This window comes from Nocardia sp. NPDC058519 (assembly GCF_042719755.1).
Classification (GTDB): Bacteria; Actinomycetota; Actinomycetes; order Mycobacteriales; family Mycobacteriaceae; genus Nocardia.
The window spans coordinates 26,598-48,883 of sequence record NZ_JBHXNK010000037.1 but is presented as its reverse complement, the minus strand read 5'-3'; the positions used below and the strand labels follow the sequence as shown (position 1 = coordinate 48,883).

At 68.6% G+C, this 22,286-nt stretch carries 20 protein-coding genes; 8 read left to right on the top strand and 12 right to left on the bottom strand.

Annotated features, from left to right (window positions below):
- Positions 1-16: 16 nt before the first annotated feature.
- From ACFWPK_RS29955 to ACFWPK_RS29945, 3 genes are read left to right on the top strand one after another with little or no spacing between them, the layout of a single operon-like run.
- Positions 17-1,258 (top strand): DUF2786 domain-containing protein, encoded by a 1,242-nt coding sequence (locus tag ACFWPK_RS29955; protein ID WP_378921444.1) that lies wholly within the window; start codon positions 17-19, stop codon positions 1,256-1,258.
- Positions 1,259-1,307: 49 nt separating this feature from the next.
- On the top strand, positions 1,308-2,099 hold the full coding sequence (locus tag ACFWPK_RS29950) for a helix-turn-helix domain-containing protein (RefSeq protein ID WP_378921442.1): 792 nt from the start codon (positions 1,308-1,310) through the stop codon (positions 2,097-2,099).
- A 54-nt stretch (positions 2,100-2,153) separates the two neighbouring features.
- Positions 2,154-3,128, top strand: coding sequence for an alpha/beta fold hydrolase (locus ACFWPK_RS29945; RefSeq protein ID WP_378921440.1), 975 nt, complete (start codon positions 2,154-2,156; stop codon positions 3,126-3,128).
- Between the two features lie 13 nt (positions 3,129-3,141).
- Here ACFWPK_RS29945 and hisH read toward each other — a convergent pair whose 3' ends face one another.
- The 11 genes from hisH to ACFWPK_RS29890 all read right to left on the bottom strand — a co-directional run bounded on the left by hisH (position 3,142) and on the right by ACFWPK_RS29890 (position 17,826).
- Positions 3,142-3,771, bottom strand: coding sequence for an imidazole glycerol phosphate synthase subunit HisH (gene hisH, locus ACFWPK_RS29940; RefSeq protein ID WP_378921438.1), 630 nt, complete (start codon positions 3,769-3,771; stop codon positions 3,142-3,144).
- Positions 3,768-4,382 carry an imidazoleglycerol-phosphate dehydratase HisB gene (gene hisB / locus ACFWPK_RS29935; protein WP_056824871.1) on the bottom strand — a complete coding sequence of 205 codons (615 nt, stop codon included), beginning with the start codon at positions 4,380-4,382 and terminating at the stop codon, positions 3,768-3,770. The genes hisH and hisB overlap by 4 nt, the downstream gene beginning before the upstream one ends.
- A 23-nt stretch (positions 4,383-4,405) precedes the next feature.
- A complete protein-coding gene (locus ACFWPK_RS29930; protein ID WP_378921436.1) occupies positions 4,406-5,533 on the bottom strand; it encodes a histidinol-phosphate transaminase in 1,128 nt (375 codons plus the stop codon).
- Entirely contained in the window at positions 5,530-6,867 is a 1,338-nt protein-coding gene (hisD, locus tag ACFWPK_RS29925; protein ID WP_378921435.1) for a histidinol dehydrogenase, read from the bottom strand. Before hisD ends, ACFWPK_RS29930 begins: the two co-directional genes overlap by 4 nt.
- 129 nt (positions 6,868-6,996) lie before the next feature.
- Positions 6,997-8,499, bottom strand: a complete 1,503-nt coding sequence (locus ACFWPK_RS29920) for a serine/threonine-protein kinase (protein WP_378921489.1) — start codon at positions 8,497-8,499, stop codon at positions 6,997-6,999.
- A gap of 187 nt (positions 8,500-8,686) precedes the next feature.
- On the bottom strand, positions 8,687-10,429 hold the full coding sequence (locus tag ACFWPK_RS29915) for a penicillin-binding transpeptidase domain-containing protein (protein WP_378921433.1): 1,743 nt from the start codon (positions 10,427-10,429) through the stop codon (positions 8,687-8,689).
- A gap of 67 nt (positions 10,430-10,496) precedes the next feature.
- Entirely contained in the window at positions 10,497-12,545 is a 2,049-nt protein-coding gene (locus ACFWPK_RS29910; RefSeq protein WP_378921431.1) for an acyltransferase family protein, read from the bottom strand.
- Between the two features lie 111 nt (positions 12,546-12,656).
- On the bottom strand, positions 12,657-13,517 hold the full coding sequence (locus ACFWPK_RS29905; RefSeq protein WP_378921429.1) for an arylamine N-acetyltransferase: 861 nt from the start codon (positions 13,515-13,517) through the stop codon (positions 12,657-12,659).
- A gap of 66 nt (positions 13,518-13,583) precedes the next feature.
- Positions 13,584-14,576: an alpha/beta hydrolase family protein gene (locus ACFWPK_RS29900; RefSeq protein ID WP_378921427.1), complete on the bottom strand. Its 993-nt coding sequence runs from the start codon at positions 14,574-14,576 to the stop codon at positions 13,584-13,586.
- 149 nt (positions 14,577-14,725) lie between these two features.
- On the bottom strand, positions 14,726-15,706 hold the full coding sequence (locus tag ACFWPK_RS29895; protein WP_378921425.1) for a TAXI family TRAP transporter solute-binding subunit: 981 nt from the start codon (positions 15,704-15,706) through the stop codon (positions 14,726-14,728).
- Positions 15,707-15,753: 47 nt separating this feature from the next.
- The gene (locus ACFWPK_RS29890; protein ID WP_378921424.1) at positions 15,754-17,826 is read right to left on the bottom strand and encodes a TRAP transporter permease; all 2,073 of its coding nucleotides are present in this window, start codon (positions 17,824-17,826) and stop codon (positions 15,754-15,756) included.
- 102 nt (positions 17,827-17,928) lie between these two features.
- Between ACFWPK_RS29890 and ACFWPK_RS29885 the strand changes: the two genes are divergently transcribed.
- Positions 17,929-18,510 (top strand): hypothetical protein, encoded by a 582-nt coding sequence (locus ACFWPK_RS29885; protein ID WP_378921422.1) that lies wholly within the window; start codon positions 17,929-17,931, stop codon positions 18,508-18,510.
- Between the two features lie 69 nt (positions 18,511-18,579).
- Positions 18,580-19,758, top strand: a complete 1,179-nt coding sequence (locus tag ACFWPK_RS29880; RefSeq protein WP_378921420.1) for a winged helix DNA-binding domain-containing protein — start codon at positions 18,580-18,582, stop codon at positions 19,756-19,758.
- A 31-nt stretch (positions 19,759-19,789) separates the two neighbouring features.
- Here the strand turns inward: ACFWPK_RS29880 and ACFWPK_RS29875 are convergent, their stop codons facing one another.
- On the bottom strand, positions 19,790-20,149 hold the full coding sequence (locus ACFWPK_RS29875) for an Rv2640c family ArsR-like transcriptional regulator (RefSeq protein ID WP_378921418.1): 360 nt from the start codon (positions 20,147-20,149) through the stop codon (positions 19,790-19,792).
- Between the two features lie 99 nt (positions 20,150-20,248).
- Between ACFWPK_RS29875 and ACFWPK_RS29870 the strand changes: the two genes are divergently transcribed.
- From ACFWPK_RS29870 to arsB, 3 genes are all read left to right on the top strand, one after another.
- Complete coding sequence (locus tag ACFWPK_RS29870; RefSeq protein WP_378921416.1) at positions 20,249-20,761, top strand: ArsI/CadI family heavy metal resistance metalloenzyme; 513 nt, start codon at positions 20,249-20,251, stop codon at positions 20,759-20,761.
- 73 nt (positions 20,762-20,834) lie between these two features.
- On the top strand, positions 20,835-21,206 hold the full coding sequence (locus ACFWPK_RS29865) for an ArsR/SmtB family transcription factor (RefSeq protein WP_378921414.1): 372 nt from the start codon (positions 20,835-20,837) through the stop codon (positions 21,204-21,206).
- Positions 21,203-22,282, top strand: coding sequence for an ACR3 family arsenite efflux transporter (gene arsB / locus ACFWPK_RS29860; protein WP_378921413.1), 1,080 nt, complete (start codon positions 21,203-21,205; stop codon positions 22,280-22,282). The genes ACFWPK_RS29865 and arsB overlap by 4 nt, the downstream gene beginning before the upstream one ends.
- The last annotated feature ends 4 nt before the right edge of the window (positions 22,283-22,286 follow it).

The window sequence follows — 22,286 nt, the reverse complement described above, 5'->3', positions numbered from 1 at the left end:
ACAGGATCGGCACACCTTGGCCAAGCAGAATCGTCGGCGTCGCACCGGTCGCAAGCCGGCGGCCGCTCCCGGACTTCCGGTCGATGCCGCACTGTCGGGTGACCCGTCGCAGGTCGCCGATGCGATCGCGACCGTCGCCTTCCTCGCCGCGCAGGGCGACAAGAACGCGATCGGGCGGTTCGTCGAACAGGTCGCGGGAGCGGAGTCGGGCGCGGGGGTTCAGCTCGCCGCTGCGCGAATCATCGCCCGTGCCTTCGACTTCGGCTGGTTGCCCAGCGACATCCACGAGGCCGCACGCAGGCGGGTGGACGAATTCGCGATCGGGTATCTGACGGATCTCATCGCCGACCACCGCGTCGGCTTCGCACCCGAGTCCGTCGACGAGATCTGGCAGCGGCAGCTGGACGAACTGAGCGCCACGGTGTGGTGGACATCGGATCGCCCGCACCTCGAGCAGTGGGCCGACCGGGCACTACTCACCGACGCGGAGGCCCTCACCGCGGCCCTCACCGCGCTCGCCCTGCTCATCCAACTCCCGAAACTCGAGCAGATCGTCCCCCTCCCCGGCACCCGCGGACAGACCGTCACCCACCGCCACGTCGACGAGAGAACCCTCGGCCGAGTCCGCGGCCTGCTCGCCAAGGCCGAGTCGACGTCCTTCGCCGAGGAAGCCGAAACCCTGTCCGCCAAGGCGCAGGAACTCATGACCAAGTACGCGATCGACCGCGCCCTGATCGATGCCGAGCGCACCGACCCCGATCTGCCCGCCGCCCGCCGAATCTGGCTCGAAACCCCTTACACCGACGCCAAAGCCCTGCTCATCGACATGGTCACCCGCGCCAACCGCTCTCGCGCGATCTTCGTCGCTGACTGGGGTTTCGTCACGATCGTCGGCGACGACCCCGACCTCGACGCCGTAGAAATCCTGTCCACCTCCCTGCTGGTCCAAGCCACCCGCACCATGATCGACAACGCCACCACCGAGGAATCCCGCTCCCGCCACTACCGCAAGGCCTTCCTTACCGCCTACACCTCGAGGATCGGCGAGCGCCTCGCCGCGGCCGCCGAAGCGACGATCGCCGACTCCCCCGACGCCACCCACCTGCTCCCGGTCCTCGCCGGCCACCGACAACGAGTGGACAAAGCCTTCGACACCTACTTCCCCACCGTCCAGACCCGAGGCATCACCATCCGCTCCGCCGAAGGCTGGACCGCGGGCACCGAAGCCGCCGACCGAGCCGACGTCGACAACCCCTGACCCGAATCGCCCGTTGCCAGGCCGACAACAACCCTCGTACGCTCGGCAGATGCGGCCGATCATGTCCGAACGGGAGCTGGACGTCGGCTGGGACTTGGCGCGCTCGGCCGGACCGGCGATGGCGGGCGTCGCGATGGAGGGGTTTCGCGATCGCGCCTCGACGGGGTGCGATATGCGAATCTTCGCTCGCCCGGCGGTCACCGTCGTGATCCAGTTCGGGGACAGTCCGCTGACGGTGGAGGACCCCGGCGGGCAGTCGGCAGTCGATGGTCTGGTCGCCGGTCTGTACCCGGGGATTCGCCGGGTTCATGCCCCGCGCGTCGAATGTGTGGAAGTGCGGATCTCACCGATCGCCGCGTACCGGCTGCTCGGTGTCGCACCGACCGACCTTGCCGCCACCCTGATCGGACCCGCCGACATCTGGGGTTCGGCGGCACCGCTGCTGCGCGAGCAGCTGGCCGAAACCGCGACGTGGGCAGAGAGATTCGCGGTGACGGCGAAACTCCTCGCCGACCGCGAGTCGACCAGGACGGCGGATCCCGAGGTCGCCGCCTGCTGGCACCGCATCGTCGCGGACAAGGGCGACGTGCGGGTGCGGGAACTTGCCGAGCTCACCGGCTGGAGCCGCAGACGCCTGTGGTCGAGGTTCACCGCGCAGGTCGGCGTGACGCCCAAGCGGGCCGCGATGGTGGTGCGGTTCCGACACGCGTTCGACCTGCTGACGACAGGTCGATCCCCGGCGAATGTCGCTGTGGCATGCGGCTATTCGGACCAGTCACACCTGCACCGCGAGGTATCGGCCTTCGCCGGAATCACACCGGGTGCGCTCTCGGCGCCCTGACCACCGGAACATTCGTTCAAGACGCCGCGCACCACCGCACCCGACAGTGGAGGCATGAGCAATTCCCCAAGCCTGGAACACCGGATCCGCGCGGCCGAACAGCGCGTCGCCGACACCTACGGACTCACGATCTCCGAGCACCTGTTCACGCTGCGCGATCCCTCGGTACAGGTCCGCGTCCTGACCGCCGGATCGGGTGAACCGGTCGTCCACATCAACGGCATCTCGGCACCCGCCATGGGCATGGCACCCCTGATCGCCCAGCTACCCGGCTTCCAGCACATCCTCATCGACCTGCCCGGCCACAGCCTCGCACCCCCGTTCGCCTGGCAGGGACGCACCGTCCGCGAGTTGGCGACAAGCGTGGTCACCGGAACTCTGGACGCGCTCGCCGTGGATCAGGCCGCGTTCGTCGGCAGCTCGCTGGGCGGCTTGTTCACCCTGTGGTCAGCGCTCGACGCGCCGGAGCGGCTGACGCGAGCCGCGATAGTCGCCACACCTGCCACCGCATTGCCCGGAATGCGCGGCATCGCGGAGATGGCGTCGCTGACCTCCCCGCTCCGCGGGCGAATCGACGAAGCGCTGATGCAAATGCGCTCCCCGCGGTTCGTCGCCCGCTTCGCTCTCACCGAGGCACTCGGGGCAGCTGCGACCCGCGCCATGTCCGACGACATGCTCGATCTGCACCGACTACCACTGCGCCTGCCGGGACAGGCCGCGTCCTACCGCGCTCTGCTGCGTCGCCTGATGCAGGGACACACCGCACGCCCGGAGAACGTCCTGACCGACGACGAACTGGCCCGGCTCGAGACGCCACTGCTGTTCGTCTTGGCCGAGCACGACGTTTTCAGCTCGCCTGACCAGGCACGACCCTCGGTGACGAAGATCCCCGGCGCACGCCTGGTCGTCGTCCCCGGCGGTCACGGCCCCTGGTTCGACGACGCGGCCCGCTGCGCGAGTCCGGTCCGCGAGTTCCTGTCATCCGAGCCGATCCGCGCTGGAACCGAACGGAACCGCGACCACGCCTGACCGCCGCGCCGGACTACAGCGAACCGATCCAGTTGCGCAGCAACTGCGCACCCGCGTCGCCGGACTTCTCCGGGTGGAACTGGGTGGCCGACAGCGGCCCGTTCTCGACGGCAGCCAGGAACGGAACACCGTGCTCGGCCCAGGTGAGCTTCGGGGGTGCGATGTGCTCGTTCTCGGGCAGCTCCCACTGCTGGGCCGCGTAGGAGTGGACGAAGTAGAAGCGGGTGTCGGCGTCCATACCGGCGAACAGGGTGCTGTCGGCGGGTGCCTTCACCGTGTTCCAGCCCATGTGGGGCAGGACGGGAGCGTCCAGGCCCGCGACCGTGCCGGGCCATTCGCCGCAGCCTTCGGTCTCGATGCCGAACTCGACCCCGCGGTCGAACATGATCTGCATGCCGACGCAGATGCCGAGCACGGGGCGACCACCTGCGAGGCGCTGCCCGATGATGCGTTCACCGCGCACCTCGCGCAGGCCCGCCATGCATGCCGCGAACGCGCCGACACCGGGGACGACGAGTCCGTCGGCGGCCAGCGCGGCCTCGGGATCGGCGGTGACCTCCACCTGCGCACCGGCCCGCACCAGCGCGCGCTCGGCGGAGTGCAGGTTGCCGGAACCGTAGTCGAGCAGCACAACGGATCTCACAGCACACCCTTCGTGGACGGCACGCCGCTGACCCGCGGGTCGATCTCGACGGCGGCACGCAAAGCCCGTGCGACAGCCTTGAATTCGGCCTCGGTGATGTGATGCTGGTCGCGGCCGTAGAGCACCCGCACGTGCAGGGCGATGCGGGCGTTCTGCGCGATCGACTCGAAGACGTGCTTGTTGAGCACGGTCGAGTACGAAGCGCCGGGACCCGCGCTGGGAATGATGGTGTGCACCAGGTGTTCCGGCTCGCCGGTGAACACGCAGTACGGCCGGCCGGACACGTCGACGGCGGCGTGCGCGAGGGTTTCGTCCATCGGGATGAACGCGTCGCCGAAGCGGCGGATGCCCTTCTTGTCGCCCAGCGCCTGCCCGAGTGCCTGGCCCAGCACGATCGCGGTGTCCTCGACCGTGTGGTGCGCTTCGATCTCGATATCGCCCTCGGCCCGCACGACCAGGTCGAAACCGGCGTGCGCGCCGAGCGCGGTCAGCATGTGGTCGTAGAACGGCACCCCGGTGGAGATCTCGGTCTGCCCGGTGCCGTCGAGGTTCAGTTCCACCAGAATCGAGGACTCTTTGGTGACGCGTTCCACCCGCGCTGTTCTGCTCATGATGTGTTCCTCCACAGGTGGATTCAGTGAGTAAGGTCGGTGCCCGCGATGTCGCGGCTCACGCGCAGGAATTCGTCGTTCTCGGCGGCGAGGCCGATGGTGGCGCGCAGGTAGCCGGGGATGCCGACATCGCGGATCAACACGCCTGCATCGAGGTAGTGCTGCCACGCGGCGCCCGCATCGGGGAACCGGCCGAACAGCACGAAGTTGGCGTCGCTGGGGATCACGTCGAAGCCGAGCGACACCAGCGCGGCGGCGACCCGATCACGCTGGGCCGCCAGTTCCGCGACGCTGCCGAGGGTTTCGTCGGCATGGCGCAGCGCGGCGCGCGCGGCGGCCTGGGTGACGACCGACAGGTGATACGGCAACCGCACCAACAGAATCGCGTCGATCACCGCGGGCGAGGCGGCCAGGTAGCCAAGGCGCCCACCCGCGAAGGCGAACGCCTTGCTCATGGTGCGGGTGACCACGAGCTTGGTCGGGAACCGGTCGATCAAGGTGATCGCACTCGGGGCCGCCGAGAACTCGCCGTAGGCCTCGTCCACGACGACGATGCCGGGCGCGGCATCGAGAATCCGCTCGAGCTCGTCGATCGCAATGCTGTGCCCGGTCGGGTTGTTCGGACTCGTCACGAACACGACATCGGGGCGGCGTTCGGCGATCTGCGCCACCGCGTAGTCGATGTCGAGCGAGAAGTCACCGCTGCGCTTGGCCTCGACCCACTCGGTATCGATGCCCTCCGAGATGATCGGGTGCATCGAGTACGACGGCACGAAACCCAGTGCGCTGCGGCCGGGCCCGCCGAACGCCTGCAACAGCTGCTGCAGAATCTCGTTGGAGCCGTTGGCCGCCCACACATTCGCGGTGTCCACCGCGACGCCGGTCTGGCGGGTGAGGTACTCGGCCAGGTCGTGACGCAGTGCGACGGCATCGCGATCCGGGTACCGGTGCAGGTCCGCGGCGGCGGCCCGCACCGATTCGGCGACGTCGTCGATCAGCGCCTTGCTCGGCGGGTGCGGGTTCTCGTTGGTGTTGAGCTGCACCGGCACCGTCAATTGCGGTGCGCCATAGGGAGATTTGCCCCGCAGGTTGTCGCGCAGGGGAAGCTGGTCCAGCGTCGCCGAGGCGCCGGGCACGGTGGGAGTACTCATGACAGCGCCTCGAAACGCGCCTGCACGGCCTGACCGTGCGCGGGCAGATCCTCCGCATTCGCCAGGGCGACAACGTGTCCGGCGACATCCTTCAACGCAGCCTCGGTGTACTCCACGATGTGGATGCCACGCAGGAACGTCTGCACGCTCAGCCCCGAGGAGTGCCGTGCGCAACCGGCGGTCGGCAGCACGTGATTGGAGCCCGCGCAGTAGTCGCCCAGGCTGACGGGCGCCCACGGCCCGACGAAGATCGCGCCCGCACTGCGCACGCGCGCGGCAACCGCGGCGGCGTCGACGGTCTGGATCTCGAGGTGCTCGGCGGCATAGGCGTCGACGACACGCAGACCCTGCGCGATGTCGTCGACGAGCACGATCCCGGATTGCTTGCCGCTCAACGCTTCCCGCACGCGATCGTTGTGCTTGACCACGGCGAGCTGAGCGTTCACCGCGGCGTCGACCGCGTCGGCCAGCGCGGGAGAATCGGTGACCAGCACACTCGCCGCGAGCACATCGTGCTCGGCCTGGCTGATCAGATCGGCGGCCACATGCACCGGATCGGCAGTGGCGTCGGCCAGCACCGCGATCTCGGTAGGACCGGCCTCGGCATCGATGCCGACCAGCCCACGGCACAGCCGCTTGGCCGCGGTGACGTAGATATTGCCCGGCCCGGTGATCAGGTCGACCGGCTCGAGCGCGCCGCCGTCGGTATCGGTGCCGCCATAGGACAGCAACGCCACCGCCTGCGCGCCACCGACAGCCCACACCTCGTCGACACCGAGCAACGCGGCGGCCGCCATGATCGTCGGGTGCGGCAGCCCGCCGAACTGCGCCTGCGGCGGCGAGGCCACCACCAGCGACTCGACGCCCGCTGCCTGCGCCGGGACCACATTCATCACGACGGAGGACGGATAGACGGCATTGCCACCGGGCACGTACAGCCCGACGCGCTCCACCGGCAGCCATTTCTCGGTCACGGTGCCACCGGGCACGACCTCGGTCACCGTGTCGGTGCGCCGCTGATCGGCGTGCACCTTCCTGGTCCGCTCGATCGCCACCTCGAGCGCGGCGCGCACAGCCGGGTCCAGCTCGGCGAGCGCTTTGGTCAGCTCGGCAACGGGCACCCGCACCACGGCGGGGCGCACACCGTCGAACTTCTCGCTGTAATCCAGCGCCGCCTCGGCACCCCGGTCACGAATGTCCTCGACGACCGGCCGCACATGATGCAGCACCGAGTCCACGTCGACCCCTCCGCGCGGCAGCGCGGTGCGCAGCTCGGCAGCGGAAGGAGTACGACCGCGCAGATCGACGCGGGCGAGCTCGATGCGGGAAGTCATATCGGGGTACGGTCCTGTTCTGTGCTGGGGCTCAGGTCAGCTACCAGCCTAATGGTCGCCCGCCATCACTTTTCCAGCACATCCCACCGACGCGACGGACCCGACCCGCGGATCCGTCGCATTCACCAGCTAGCGGGTGTCACCGTCGATGCGCAGACTGCCGCCCGAGCTCACCACGCGCATGACCATGGCCTTGGTCGAGCCGTTGATGGTGATGCTGGCCAGGCGCATATTCGTGGAACCGTCGGCATTGTTGCCGCTCACCGCGGTGATGCTGGCGAAGGTGTCGACGGTGCGGGCGTTCCAGTATTCGCGGAACGCGGACTCACTGCCGTAGACCTGCTGTGCGGCGGGGGTGAGCAGCGACCACGAGCCGGCCGGGTCGCTGAAGAAGTTCTCCACCAGCAGACCGGCCGATCCGATATCGACGGTGCCGACATTGCTGGCCTGCCCGAGCGGGGGGACCGCCGCGCTCGGCTTGGGGGCCGCCGAGGCCTGCACCGAGGTCTGCGGACCGGCCTGAACCTTCGGCGAGTCCGAGTCGGAGGTGCTCAGCGCGCTGACGGCGACGGCGATCGCCGCGATCACCGCGCCGACACCGGACCCGATCAGCACCGCGCGTCCCTTGCCTGCCTGCTTGCGCGGGGCGGGCATGGGCTGGGCCTGGGTGCGTGGGTGCGCCGCGGTGTCCTGACGGACCTGCTGCGGACGCGGGTTCGAGCGGATCTGGCGGGTGGTGGCCGTGGACGCGCCCGCGTGCGAGGCCCGGCGACCGGACTGCCGGATCACCTGGGTGGTCGCCGCGGAGTTGCGGCGATTGAAAGCCTCACTGGCAGGCACGAATCCGGCGGGGACCGCGTTCTCGTCCTCGGCGAAGGCCGCCAGCGCGTCGCGGGCCTCGGTCATCGTCGGACGGTCGAGGGGGTCCGGGCTGAGCAGGTCGAGCAGGAAGTCGGTGGCCGGGCCCGCGTTGTGGGGCTCGCGCACCTGCCCGTTGGCGGCGGCGTAGAGCACCGCAAGGGGGTTGGCGTTGGCGCCGTAGGGCGGTTCGCCTTCCAGCGCGTGGAAAAGCGTTGCGCCGAGGGCGAATACGTCGGCGGCGGGGGTCGGATCGGAGCCGCGCGCCACCTCGGGTGCCAGGTAGGCGGCGGTACCGCAGATCAGCCCGGTCTCGGTGAGCGTCACGTCGCCTGCCGCGCGGGAGATGCCGAAGTCGGTGATCTTCACCTCACCGTGGTCGCCGAGCAGGATATTGCCCGGTTTCACGTCGCGGTGCACCAGGCCGGCCTGGTGGGCGGCGATCAGGGAGGAGGCCACCTTCTCACCGATGCGGGCGACCTCGAGCAGCGGCAGCGGGCCCTTCTGGCCCAGCTCTCCCGCGAGGCTGACCGACTTGAGGTACTCCATCACCAGGCACGGATCACCGTTGTGCTCGGTGATGTCGAATACCACAATGGCATTGGGATGCTGGAAGCGTGCCGCGTTGCGGGCTTCCCGAATCGCGCGCTGGCGCAACACATCCCGCTCGCCCTCGGGCAAGCTGGGTTTGATGTGGATCTGCTTCACTGCCACGGAGCGTTGGAGGCGTTCGTCGACAGCACGCCATACAACGCCTGTGCCGCCGCTACCAATACGCTCGACCAGGCGGTAATGCTCCGCGATCTTCTGACCGGTATCGATGGCGCCTACTCCGAACCTTCTCGAAATTGTGACATCCCGCGTATTGACCATGGATATGGTCCGCCGCCGAGTGTAGCTGGCTGGGTGATGACCGCGTGCGGCAGCGGGGGGATTGCTCGCCTGCGGGGGGAAAGACGACTCATGGTGTCACACGTAGCATCCGTCCCGCTGCCTCGACCGCCGGTCCGGAGCTTCCGGCGTCCGCGACGAACACCGCGAACGCCAGGTCGTCCTTGATACCGACGAACCAGCCGTGGGCGTGGGTGTCGTCGAGGTACTCGGCGGTGCCGGTCTTGCCGAGCAGGCCGGGGATATCGCGCAGCGCGGTGGCTGTGCCCGCACTCACCGTCTCCCCCATCATGGTCTCTAGCTGCGACGTCACCGTCGCGGGCACCGGCGCCGAGGGCCGATCCGGGGTGCCGGGACGGCCCCGGATGACGCTCGGAGCGGGCGCGGAACCGTGCGCGAGGGAGGCCGCGACGAGCGCCATCCCGAACGGCGAGGCGGTCACCGTGCCCTGTCCGATGCTCGATTCGACCCGTTGCGCGGGATTTTCGGCGCGTGGAACTTTCCCTGTGACAGTCGTCAAGCCGGGTGTCACATAGTCCACTCCGAGACCTAGCTGCTGGGCGGCCGCGGTCAATCCATCGGCGGGCAATTTCACTCCCAACTCGGCCATCGTGGTGTTGCAAGAACGTGCGAACGCGGTGTGCAGGGGCACCATACCCAGGTCGAAGCCGTTGTCGTTGGGAATCGTGCGGCCCTCGATGGTGGCGCGGCCGGGGCAGGGCAGCACGGTGTCGGGAGTGACGCCGCCCGCTTGCAGCGCCGCCGAGACCGTGACGGTCTTGAACGTGGAGCCAGGCGGGTAGAGCCCGGTCAGCGCGATCGGGCCCTGGGCGTCGGCGGGCGCGTTCTGCGCGACGGCCAGCACCTCGCCGGTCGAGGGGCGCAGTGCGACGATGGCGGACGGCGTAGCGATCGGGGTGAGTGCGTCCTCCGCGGCGTGCTGTAGGTCGATGTCGATGGTGCTGGCGATGTCGGCGGTGGGCATCGCGTCGGGTCCGGCGATGCGCTGGGTGCCTTCGGCGGTCTTGGCGCGGATCGCCCAGCCCGCGGCGGCGTCGGCCTGCTCCTGCCAGATCTCGGCAAGTCCCCCGATGGTGGGTCCGGCGAGGGTCTTGTCGACGGTGAGCAGCCGGGTCTGTGGCGCGAGCGTCACCCCGCGCACGCCGGTCAGCGCCTGCTGCACGGGCGCGATGTCGGCATCGCGCAGCGCGAGGGCGGTGATCGGTTTGCCCTGTGCCGCAGCCAGATCCGTCCGCAGGGTGTCCTCGGTGATGCCCTGCGGCGCCAGCAGCGCGGCAACGGCGGGCAGGTCGGCATCGGGGGCGACGTTCACCAGCGTGACCACCTGCTGGGTCATGAGGTCACCACCGGAGGCGTCGAGCACTCGGGCCGGTTTCGCCGGCACCGGGCTGTAGCTGAGCGCGCCGAGGTCGAGGCCGGGCGCGACCGTGGTCGGCTGCCAGGCGATCTTCCACTCGTCGGCGCCGGTGGTGGTCCCGGCACTCGAGTAGGTCCACGCGTTGCGGCCGTCGGGGCCGAATTTCCAGGTGGATTCCAGCGTGAAGGACTTGTCGTCGGTGGACGACACCCGGACCGTGTCGTTCTTGCCGAGGTTGTCGAACAGCGCGGTCAGGACCGGGCGGGCCTGCTCGGGTGCGTCGGTGAGTGCGGCGGCGGCGGACGCGTCTCCGCTGGTCAGCGCGGCGGCGAAGGATTCGGCGACGGTCTGCGGTTGGTCTGGTCCGGACGAGCAGGCGAGCGGTAGCGCAGCGAGCGCGACGAGCAGGACCGATGCCTTCCGTGGTGTGCGCACGGGTCCGAGACTAGCTCGATCCGTGGTGCCGGTGGGGTTGTCATTTCTGCTGTGACGAGCCCGTCCGCTACCACCACCCCGTGACTGCCCCGATCTGGCGGCCGAGTTCGGGAGCGAGCGAGCGGGCGTAACTGGCGGTCAGGTGATGCTCGTCGCGATAGATGAGCACATTGCCCTCGACCACCCGGCAGCGCTGCGGTCGGCAGACGGCGTCGGACAGGTCGAGCGGATGCACATTCGGGTAGCCGGCGGCCGGTTCCTGGGCGGGATCGCGCGGGTCGAGGACGTCGGCGCGATCGAGTCCGCAGCTGTCGGGGTCGCCGCGGTGGGCGAGGCAATCGGTGGCGCGGTAGAGGACACCGTCGCGGCGCAGCCGTGGCGTGTCACGCAGCGCGAGCACATTGAACCCCCGGTCCTGCATCGCCGTCCACACCTCGAGGTATTCGGCGGGCACCTCGTCGCCCTGACCGTTCATGCGGTAGCGGGTGGACAGGGTCAGCACCCAGTTCGGTGGTTCGGCGGAGAGCCGGTCGAGCACCTCGACGGACCATTCGTGGCATTCGGGGAACGGCCACTCCGCGTAGGACGGCTGATCGGCGAGAACGACCGGACACCCTTCCTTGAGATAGGAGACCACCCGGAACCCGTGTTCGACGGCGAGCGGTTCCAGCGCGGGCAGCCAGTGCTCGGAGTGCGAGCCGCCGACCAGCGCGATCGAGCGGGTGGCGGTGGGGTCGCCGTAGGTACAGACGCGCACTTCCCGGTTGGGCGTGATGCAGCCGTCGGTGGTCGGCGGTGGGGTGTCGGCCTGTCCTTCGAAGATCGTGGGACGCATGGGTTCCGGTGAGTATTCGGCACCGGAGAACAGGGCAGCGGCGCCCGGATAGCGGTGGGTGTCCAGCGCCTGCGGCGGTGCGGCCGGGTTCGCCATCAGCACTACCTGCCACCCCAGCGAGGCGATCAGGACCGCGACCGCCGTGGCGGTGACCAGGGCGCCGGTCACCTTGCGGTCTTCCGCTCGCTGCCCGCGCGGCGGCATCCGCAGGGGTGTCTCGATCAGGCGGGTGGTCGCGTAGGCAAGGACCAGCGAGGCGCCGATCACCACCAGCCCGTCGACGACCCCGGCATTCGCGCGCCCGGTCTCGCCCAGATAGAAGATCAGGATCGGCCAGTGCCACAGGTACAGCGGGTAGGCCAGCGCGCCCAGTTCGGTGCAGAACCGTCCGGCCAGCAGCCGGTTCGGCCACGCCGGTGTTGCCACCGCGAACCCCGAGGCGATCACCAGGCAGGCGGCCCCCACCGGCCAGAGCGCCGCGACACCAGGGAACTGATTCGCGCCGTCGAACAGCGGCCCGCACAAGGCCACCATGGCCAGCCCGATCGCGGCCGCGAGCCCACGCAGCCGGTTCGGCATCCGCAACCAGGGTGCCGCGACGGCCAGAATCGCACCCGCCAGCAACTCCCAGCCGCGCGCGAGACTGTCGTAGTAGGTCCACGCCTGGTGCTGCGCGGTGCCCGATGCCGCGTACCAGAACGACAGCGCCGCCAGCCCGGCCAGCACGATCACCAGGGTGCTGCGCTCAGCCGTTCCGCGCCTGCGCAACCAGGCCCACCCCGCCAGGAGCGCGAGGATCACCAGGTAGAACTGCCCCTGCACCGACATCGACCACAGATGCTGCAACGGGCTCACCGACGGATCGGGTGAGAGATAGTCGAGCTCGGCGGTGGCCAGATACCAGTTCTGGCCGTAGAACATCGAGGCCAATGTCTGCGCGGCGGCTTCGCCCAGCTGGGTGTACGGCCGCAACACCACCGTGGCCAGCAGAACCGCCGCCAACACCACGACCAGCGACGGCATCAACCTGCGCACGGTCCGTCGCGCCGTCTCCCTCGCCGACACCCCGCCGCTGCGCTCCACCCCGCGCACCACCGCGCCGGTGAAGAAGAACCCCGACAACACCAGGAAAACGTCGACACCGCCGGACACCCGGCCCGCCCACACGTGGAACGCCACCACCAGCGCGATCGCTACCCCACGCAGCCCGTCCAGATCCCGGCGCCGTTCGACGGTGCCACGGACCGCCGCACCCGGCGATGCGGTCCGGACATTCGGCACCAACGACCCCACAGAATCGGCCCCCACAAAGGAATTGTTTCCCGGCAAGTAACCATCAATTTGCCGTAGCGACATCCAGGAAGCAAACCGCCGTGCCGTGCGGGGCGGGTGCTAGCCCGTTCGCCAGGGGGTGGTCGCGAGGGTGGCGGCGTCGGTTTCGGTGAGGTCGATATCGAACACTTCGGCCAGCACCTTGGTCAGCTCGGTGGGATCGATGTCACGCGAAGTGGCGGTGCCGTCGGGATATTCCGAGGTCAGCGTGAGGTCGTCGAGCACATGGTGGACCTCGGGCAGGAATCGCTGGAGGAACGGGCGGGTGGTGAACGGCGAGCGTGGCGAGGTCGACACGTAGTGGTTGCCGACCGCGTAGTCGATGCGGAACTGCGGGTTCTCGGTGAAGGTGTAGCGGTCGATCCACCCGTCGCGCCCGAACTGGAACAGCACCCAGAGGTCACCGGCGCGGTGCTCCAGCCGGTAGCGCCAGTCGCCGAGCGCGAATTCGCCGCTGCTGTCGGCCAATTCGAACGGCTCGAGTGGTCCGAAACCGAAACCGACATCGCAGATCCAGACGCGATCGTCGTCGGGGGTGGTCACACGCAGCAGGGCGTGGGTCGCGGGCCGCAGCGCGCCGGTGTCGGCCACACCGTAGGTGACCCGGCCGCTGAGTCCGGTGACACCGAACCCGAACCGTTCGAGCGCGGCGGCGAAAACCCCGACGTTCTCGTAGCAGTAACCACCGCGAGGGTGACCGATCATCTTGTCCTGCAAGGAATTCAGGTCCAGCGGGATACCCCGTCCGAGGATGATCTCGAGATTCTCGAAGGGGATCGTGGTGGTGTGGGCGCGCACCAGCGCGCGCAGGGTCTCGACCGACGCGGTGCGCGGCCCGTCATAGCCGATCCGCGCCAGATAGGCGTCCAGATCGAGCTCGCCACCCTGCCAGCCGTGATCGTCGGGCACTACGTCGGTCATCGCATCCTCGTTCCGGTCGGTGTTCCTCGCACAACCGCTGTTCGGCAAACGTTGTTCCCGCGCGTCTCAGGCCGCGCACTTCGCGCCCGCGGGCGCCGGCGGCGCCGTGACCAGGCCGTGCTCGACATCGACGACATAGTCGCTGACCTGCGGTGCGAGCGGCTCGGTCCCCGCGAGCAACCGCAACACCACACATCCGCCCTCGAACAGCGCGGGCCCGACCGAGTGGTCGCCGGGGACGATCGCGCCGGTGAGGTCGCGCCCGCTGACCACGGTGTAGAAGGAGAACGGTTTGCCCGCCGCGGTCAGCGCCGCGCGCAATTCCACGCTGGTGGCGAAGGGCACGATGGCATCGGCGGTGCCGTGGATCAGGAAGGCCCGGCGCATGCTCATCCGGTCGGCGAGCAGCGCGGGCGAACGTTCGATGTAGGCGAGCGGGCAGATCATCGGCGTGCAGCCGCCCGCGTCACGTTCGATCTGCCGCGGCAGTGCCGGATTCACCGACCCACTGGCCGCCCACATGGTGAAATCGTCGGCGGGACCGTAGTTGTCGACCCAGTAGTCGAACAGTCCGGGCGGCCCATGTGCCACCGCGAGCCCGCTGGTGATGCCGCCCTGGCTCCATCCCCACAGCACGGTGGACGCGATACCGGGATGCTCGCCGCGATACCACTGCGTCGCCGCCACCAGGTCGTGCCAGCCCGCCCACAGATTCCAGTCGCCGGTGCGCCACGGCCCGTCGGCGTCGCGCAGGTCCATGAGCAGAATCGGCGACCCGCCCGTCACCGCGAGGGAGGTCATATACGGCGCGAAATCGGCCGACGACCCACCGTGCCCGTGCACCGCGACCACCAACTTCGTCGCCGAGATATCGCCCGGGACACAGCGGTACGGCTCGTACACGCGCCCGGTCGCCCGCTCGCCGTCCACCGTGATCGAGACCTGCCGCAGGTCGGCACCCGGAGTGCACGGGGGTTGCGCACGCGAGGCGGGTCCAGCTTCGGCCGGTACTGCGAACAGCAACGCGCACATCGCAACAACGACCCCGACCCGCTTCATGTCGCGATTGTCCCCTCGCCCATGGGCGGGGTCCAGCACATCCTCGCGCGTTCCATCGACCAGATGACACGGTCCTCGCAACCCCTACCGATCGCAGGGCTTGCGAGGACCGTCGGAACCCACGTGTCGGCGCGGGTCCGTTCGAGGCGTCAGCGCAGCGCGACCTCCGACCCGCGATGCAACTGCACCGGCGCCGTCTTGCTCGCGGTATCGGCATTGATTCCCTTGGCCGCCGGATTCGCCTGTTCCAGCTGCGGTTTGCGATCCAGCAGCGTCTTGGTGAGCACACAAGCCAGATTCGCGTCGAGGTCGTCGCGCACGACGAGCAGGTTGGGCACCACGATGGTCGGCGTGTCGGCGGACAGGCCGTAGGTGGCAGCCGGGATCGAACCCGTCTCGTAGACGGGGTTGATCTCCTTCAGTTTCGGCAGCACCCCGGTGATGTCGAGGAAGCGGATCTTGTCCTTGGCAGTGGTGAACAAGTCGGTGATGCCCGGCGTCGGCAGGCCACCGGACCAGAACATGGCGTCGATGGACCCGTCCTTGAGTCCGTCGACGGTCTTGGTCAGGTCGAGGCGCTGAGCGGCGACGTCGCTGTCGGGGTTGAGGCCCGAGGCTTGCAGCACGCGCTGGGCGATCACCTCGGTGCCCGATTTGGGCGAGCCGGTGGAGACGCGTTTGCCGCGCAGGTCGGCGAGGGAGTTGATGCCCGCGTCGGTGCGCACGATGACCTGGGTGTAGTTGTCGTAGAGCCGGGCCAGTGCGCGAATCGGCTGCGCGCTGGTGAAGCTGCCCTTGCCCGCGACCGCGTCGGCCGCGGAGTCGGCGAGCGAGAAGCCGACCTGATAGGTGCCGCCGACCACCTGCTGGATGTTCTGCACCGAGGCGCCGGTCTCGGCCGCGGTCGCCTTCACAGTGCCACCGGTGGCGGCGGAGATCTGCTCGGCATAGGCGTTGCCCAGCGCGAAGTACACGCCGGTCGCGTTGCCGGTGGCGATGCCGATCCTGTTGTCCTGCTTCACTTCACAGGTCACCTCACCACCCGCGTCGGCCGTCGGGGTGTCCTGCCTGCCACCGCAGCCGGTGAGTAACGCGGCGGCCGCGACCACGGCGACAATTGTTCTGACCATGAGGTCCCCTTCCGTCGACGGCCGGGCCGCCTGCTGATTCCCGCGGATCACGGTGTGTCCGTGGATGTTCTGTACGCCCGTTCGGCCAGGCCCGCCACCGCGGCGACGACCAGCAGTCCGAGCCCGATCCCGGTGGCGACCGGATTCGGGTACAGCAGTGTCAGACCCGCCGCGGCGGCGATCACGCGCGCGACCGGGCCGATCGCGCCGATTCCGAACAACCATCCGCCCGTCGCCGCCGCCAGCGCCGCGACACCGACGCACGCGGCCGCGCTGACCCACAGCACGTCGAGCACCGCACCGCGGCCGAGCAGGTGCTGCCCGGAATCGGTGAGCACGAACATCAGTGGCACCAGGAAGGCGGGCAGCGCGTACCGCAGGGCGTGCCACATCGTCGGCATGGCCTTCGCACCGGTCACCGCGGCCGCACCGACGGCGGCCAGCGCGGTCGGTGGCGTCACCTCCGAGAGCACCGAGAAGTAGAAGACGAACATGGCGGCGGCTGGCGCGGCGACGTCCAGGTCGAGCAGCGCGGGCCCGATGATCACCCAGCCGATGACGAACGACGCCGTCACCGGCACCGCCAGGCCGAGCAGCGACAATGCGATCGCTGCCAGCACCGCAGTGGTCGCCAACACGACGGCGGGATCGTCGGACAGTGCCGATCCGGCCTTGACCAGCAGCGCGGCCAATTGCGCACCGAGGCCGGTCTTGGTGGTCATCGCGGTGATCACGCCCGCGGCGGCACACACCGCCACCACCGGTAGCGCCGAACGCATTCCGTAGGACAGCGAGCGCAATGCCTCGATCACGAACTGCCCCAAGGACTTCGGTGTCCAGACTCGCTCTTCGGAAGTGCTACCCCGCAGCATCCGGTCCGGGATCGCCAGCAGCAGCGCCAGCACCGTCGCGTAGACGACCGCACGGGTGGCGCTCATCCCGACGAGCAGCAGCACCACGATCACGATCAGCGACGAGAAGTGATACCCGAAGCGCCCCAGCAGTTTCCACCACGGCGTCGGCAACGGGCCGTCCGCCAGATCGGCGGGCGCGCGCCCCTCCGCGTGGATGCGGCGCGCGTCGATCTCGACCGACAGCAGGATGCCGAGGTAGTACAGCAATGTCGGGATCAGCACCCACCCGAGCACCGTCACATACGACACGTCGAGATATTCGGCGACGATGAACGCCGCGACACCCAGCGTCGGCGGCGACAGAATCGCACCGACACCCGCGGCGGCGAGCATCCCGCCCGCCTGTTCGGGCCGGTAGCCGGCCTTGCGCAGAATCGGCCAGGTCACCGCGCCGGTACTCACCGCGGTCGCGGTCCCCGACCCCGAGACCGTCCCGAGCAGAAACCCCGACGCCACTGCCGTCCGCCCCGCCGCGCTCTTCGAGCGACGGAACAGCGACACCGACAGATCGACGAAGAACCTTGCCGCACCGGAGAATTCGAGCACCGCACCGTAGAGCGTGAACAACACGATGTAACTGGCGGCCACATCGAGCGGTGTTCCGTAGAAGCCGCTGCCGGAGTTGTACAGCGCGTCGACGATCTGATCGACATCGAGCCCCGCGTGCGCGATCGACCAATCCTGCGGCAGCAGACCGCCGTAGTACCCGTACCCGAGGAACACCAGACACACCACCGGCAAGATCACCCCGGTGGTCCGCCGGCACGCCTCCAGCACGAGCACCAGCAGCAACCCACCCATGACGACATCGAGCGGCGCCAGCATCCCCTGCCGGTCGAGGAACGCGTCGTATCCCCCACCCGCGTCACCGATTCCGATCGGCAGCACCGGATACAGACACACCACCAACGTGATCGCGGCCAGCACCCAGTCGAGCACCGAGGGCCCATCGGCCCGATCGAGTGGACCCCACCACGACCGGTAGCTCAGGTACACCAGCGGTAGCGCGACAGCCAGAAAAATGACCAGGTAGTACTGGCTGCCCTGCGCCAGCGGCCGAAACACCTGCCACACCGACAACAGCGCGAGCCCGAGCGCGACCACACCGACCAGCCGACCGGGGAATCCGGCGAGCACCCGCGCGGGCCGCTCCTCATCGTCGACCCCCAGCTCAGCCGCAGTGACAACCGGTGGCGCTGCGCTCATGAGCGGACGATAGCAACGGGATTCACGCCCGGTGACGGAATCGGCAACCGCACAGTCTGTACAAAATGGACACTATGCGCCGACGGCAGCGACCACTCGGGCGTGGATAATGTCGTGGTGGCGGTGATGCGGCGAATCTCGGTGGTGGGGACTTCGGGCTCCGGCAAGAGCACGCTGGCCCGGCAGATCTCGCACCGGCTCGACATTCCGTACATCGAGTTGGACGCGATCCATCATCAGCCGGACTGGACACCGATGCCTGCGCCCGATTTCCAGGCCGCCGTCGCCGAGCGGATCGCCCGGGATGCCTGGGTCGTCGACGGTAACTACCGAGGCAAACTCGGTGATCTGGTGTGGCAGCGTGCCGATACGGTGGTCTGGTTCGATCTGCCCCGGTCGCTGGTCATGCGCCAGATCGTCCGTCGAACGGTGGGCCGCGCGCTGACCGGGCGCGAGCTGTGGAACGGCAATCGGGAACGCTGGCGCGAGATGATCTCGCTCGACCCGGCGCGGTCGGTGATCGTCTGGGCATGGACGACCCATGCGAAGAACCGGGCGCATTATCTTGCGGCACAATCCGACCCGGCTTTCACGAATCTCACCTTCGTCCGGCTGAGCTCACGTCGCGAGGCCGCCGCCTTCCTCGACGGTCTCGGTCGCGCGACTTCCCCACCGCCGAAGTAACTCGCCCTCGCGGCCCGGTCCGACGCCATCAGTCGCGGGGTTGTCGGTGCCCCCGCATACCATCCGCTCATGCTCTCGATCGATATCGCGCAGCGTCGCGCACGCCTGGCGACCAGGCATCGCCTCGCGCCGTCGGCCCGCTCGAACGACCCCGTCGACATCGCGCGTTCGATGGTGGTGCTGCACGCCACCGATCCGGCGACGGTGTTCCTTTCGGTCGGCGCCCGTGGCATCGATCTCACCCCGGCCGATGTCGAGAAGGCGCTCTACGACGACCGCGCCCTGATCCGCATGCTGGCCATGCGCCGCACGATGTTCGTCGCGCCGACCGAGCTGCTACCGGTTCTCCAGGCGTCCACCTGCGATGCGCTGGCCCACAAGCAACGCCGCACCTACGGCCGCTATATCGAACAGGCAGGCGCGGTCGACGGTGACATCTCGGCTTGGCTCGCCGATGTGGAAGCCGAGACCCACGCGGCGCTGCTGACCCGCGGCGCGGCAACGGGCGTCCAGCTGAGCAAAGATGTGCCGCGCCTGCGCACCCAGATCGACACCGCCCCCGGCAAGTCCTATTCCAAACCGACCAGCATCACCACCTGGGTGCTGGTGGTGCTCGGCGCCGAGGGCCGGATAGTGCGCGGCCGCCCGAACGGCAGCTGGACCAGCAGCCAGTACACCTGGGCCCCTGTGGAAACCTGGCTACCCGAAGGGTTTTCACCGATGCCTGCCGCGCAGGCGCGTGTCGAACTGGTGCGTCAGTGGTTGCGCACCTTCGGCCCGGCGCCGATCACCGACCTGAAATGGTGGACCGGCTGGACACTGGGCGAAGTCCGAAAAGCCTTGGCCGAACTCGACACAGTCGAAGTAGACCTCGACGGCACCCCCGGCGTTGTCCTCACCGACGACCTCGCCCCCGTCCCCACCCCTGAACCCTGGGCAGCCCTCCTCCCAGCCCTCGACCCCACCCCCATGGGCTGGCAATCCCGAGACTGGTTCCTCGGCCCCCACGCCTCCGCCCTCTTCGACACCAACGGCAATATCGGCCCCACCATCTGGGCCGACGGCCGCATAGTGGGCGGCTGGGCCCAACGCCCCGACGGCGAAGTAGTAACCCGCCTGCTGGAAGACGTCGGCACCGACACCGAAAAACTCATCTACGCCGAAACAGCCCGCACCACAACCTGGTTCGGCGAAGTCCGGGCCATCCCCCGCTTCCGCACCCCCTTGCAACGCGAACTCACCAGCTGAGGCACACACCCGACGACATCGCCGCAGCCGATCACATGCAGCAGTTGGGATCCAGCACCGTGCACAGCGCGGACAGCGCGTCGCGCCGGGCGCGGTGGATCGTGTTCATCCCGCGCCGCTCGGACTCGACCAGCCCTGCCTTGCGCAACTGGCCGAGATGGTGAGAGACCGTGGACTCGCTCAGACCGACCGCGGCGGCGAGATCACCGCCGTTCTCCTCGCCGAGTGGACTGGTCAGCAGCAGTGACAGCAATCTGACCCTGGCCGGGTCGGCGATCGCCTTGAGCCGCAACGCCACCTCCAGTGCGGCGGCGTCATCGACGGGCCCCGCCGCGACGGGGGCGCAGCAGACGGGGGCGGACATGTCGATCATGGGTAGCGCCTTGGGCATGAGATCGACCCTACCCGCGGTATTGACATATGTCGAAAAGGTGAGCAGACTCGGCATCACAAGTTCTTCGATATATGTCACACAAGTGGAGGTTCGATCATGTCTCGTATCCAGCTGGCCCTCAACGTCGACGACCTCGACACCGCCGTGCGGTTCTACTCCACCCTGTTCGACACCGAACCGGCCAAGCGCAAGCCCGGCTACGCCAACTTCGCGATCGCCGAGCCCCCGCTCAAGCTCGTACTGATCGAGAACGCGGGCCAGGGCGGGTCCATCAACCACCTCGGGGTCGAGGTCGAATCCTCCGAGCAGGTACACGGCGAGATCGCCCGGCTCTCCGCAGCAGGCCTGTTCACCGAGGAACAGATCGCGACCACGTGTTGCTTCGCCACCCAGGACAAGGTGTGGGTGACCGGACCGGGTGCCGAACGCTGGGAGGTCTATACCGTGCTGGCCGACAGTGAAACTTTCGGTACCGCGCCAGATCTCGGCCTCACCGATAAAGAAGCGGTCGACGTGTGCTGCGGCACCACCGCCGAAGCCGAAGGTGCCTGCTGCGGCACCGAGGCCAAGGAGAAGGCCGTCGCCTCCGGCGCGAGCTGCTGCGGCTGACCCACCCCGCGAGTGAGCGGGTTCACCCGATGTTCGCTTGCCTTCTTGATTCGATATCGATCAATATCGACAGATGTCGAATCAGGATCTGCCGCTGAGTGTGGCCTCACCCTCGTGTGAGGCCACACCCCGCACCCGCGCACCGATGACCGGCGAGACGGCCACCGAGCTGGCCGTGCTGTTCAAGGCGCTCGCCGACCCGGTCCGGTTGCGGCTGCTCTCGGCGATCGCGTCGCGCGCCGGCGGTGAGGCCTGCGTCTGCGACCTGTCGACCGGTATCGATGTCACCCAGCCGACCATCTCCCACCACCTGAAGGTGCTGCGCGAAGCCGGTTTGCTGACCAGCGAACGCCGCGCGTCCTGGGTGTACTACCGGGTGGTCCCGCACGCGCTGCGACGGCTCTCCGATGTGCTCGCGACCGAGGCAGGCGCGGTGACCGTATGAGCACCACGACCGGTCATCCCGCGGTCGTGGGCAAACTGTCGACGCTCGACCGTTTCCTGCCGGTCTGGATCGGCGTCGCGATGGCCGCCGGCCTGCTGCTCGGGCGCACGATTCCCGGCCTCGGCGATGCCTTGTCCGCCGTGGAGATCGACGGCATCTCGCTGCCGATCGCGATCGGGCTGCTGATCATGATGTACCCGGTACTGGCCAAGGTCCGCTACGACCGCCTCGACTCCGTCACCGGCGACCGCAAGCTCCTGATCAGCTCCCTGGTGCTGAACTGGGTGCTCGGACCCGCGCTGATGTTCGCCCTGGCCTGGCTGTTCCTGCCCGATCTGCCCGAATACCGGACCGGCCTGATCATCGTCGGTCTGGCCCGCTGCATCGCCATGGTGATCATCTGGAACGACCTGGCCTGCGGCGACCGCGAAGCCGCCGCGGTACTGGTCGCGCTGAACTCGGTGTTCCAGGTCTTCATGTTCGCCGTGCTCGGCTGGTTCTACCTCTCGGTCCTGCCCGGCTGGCTCGGCCTCGAACAAACCACCATCGACGTCTCACCGTGGCAGATCGCGAAATCGGTCCTGATCTTCCTCGGCATTCCCCTGCTGGCGGGGTTCTTGACCCGTCGCCTCGGCGAACGCGCCAAGGGCCGCGAATGGTTCGAATCGAAGTTCCTGCCGGCGATCGGTCCGTGGGCGCTCTACGGGCTGCTGTTCACCATCGTGATCCTGTTCGCCCTGCAAGGCGACCAGATCACCTCCCACCCACTCGACGTGGTCCGCATCGCGATCCCGCTGCTGGCCTACTTCGCGATCATGTGGGGCGGCGGCTACGCCATGGGAGCGGCCATCGGCCTCGGCTACGAACGCACCACCACCCTCGCCTTCACCGCCGCGGGCAACAACTTCGAACTCGCCATCGCCGTAGCGATCGCCACCTACGGCGCCACCTCCGGCCAGGCCCTCGCCGGTGTCGTCGGCCCCCTCATCGAGGTCCCCGTTCTCGTCGGGCTGGTCTACGTCTCCCTGGCACTGCGCCAACGGTTCCAGACCGCCCCCGCTTCGTCCGCCATCTGAAAGG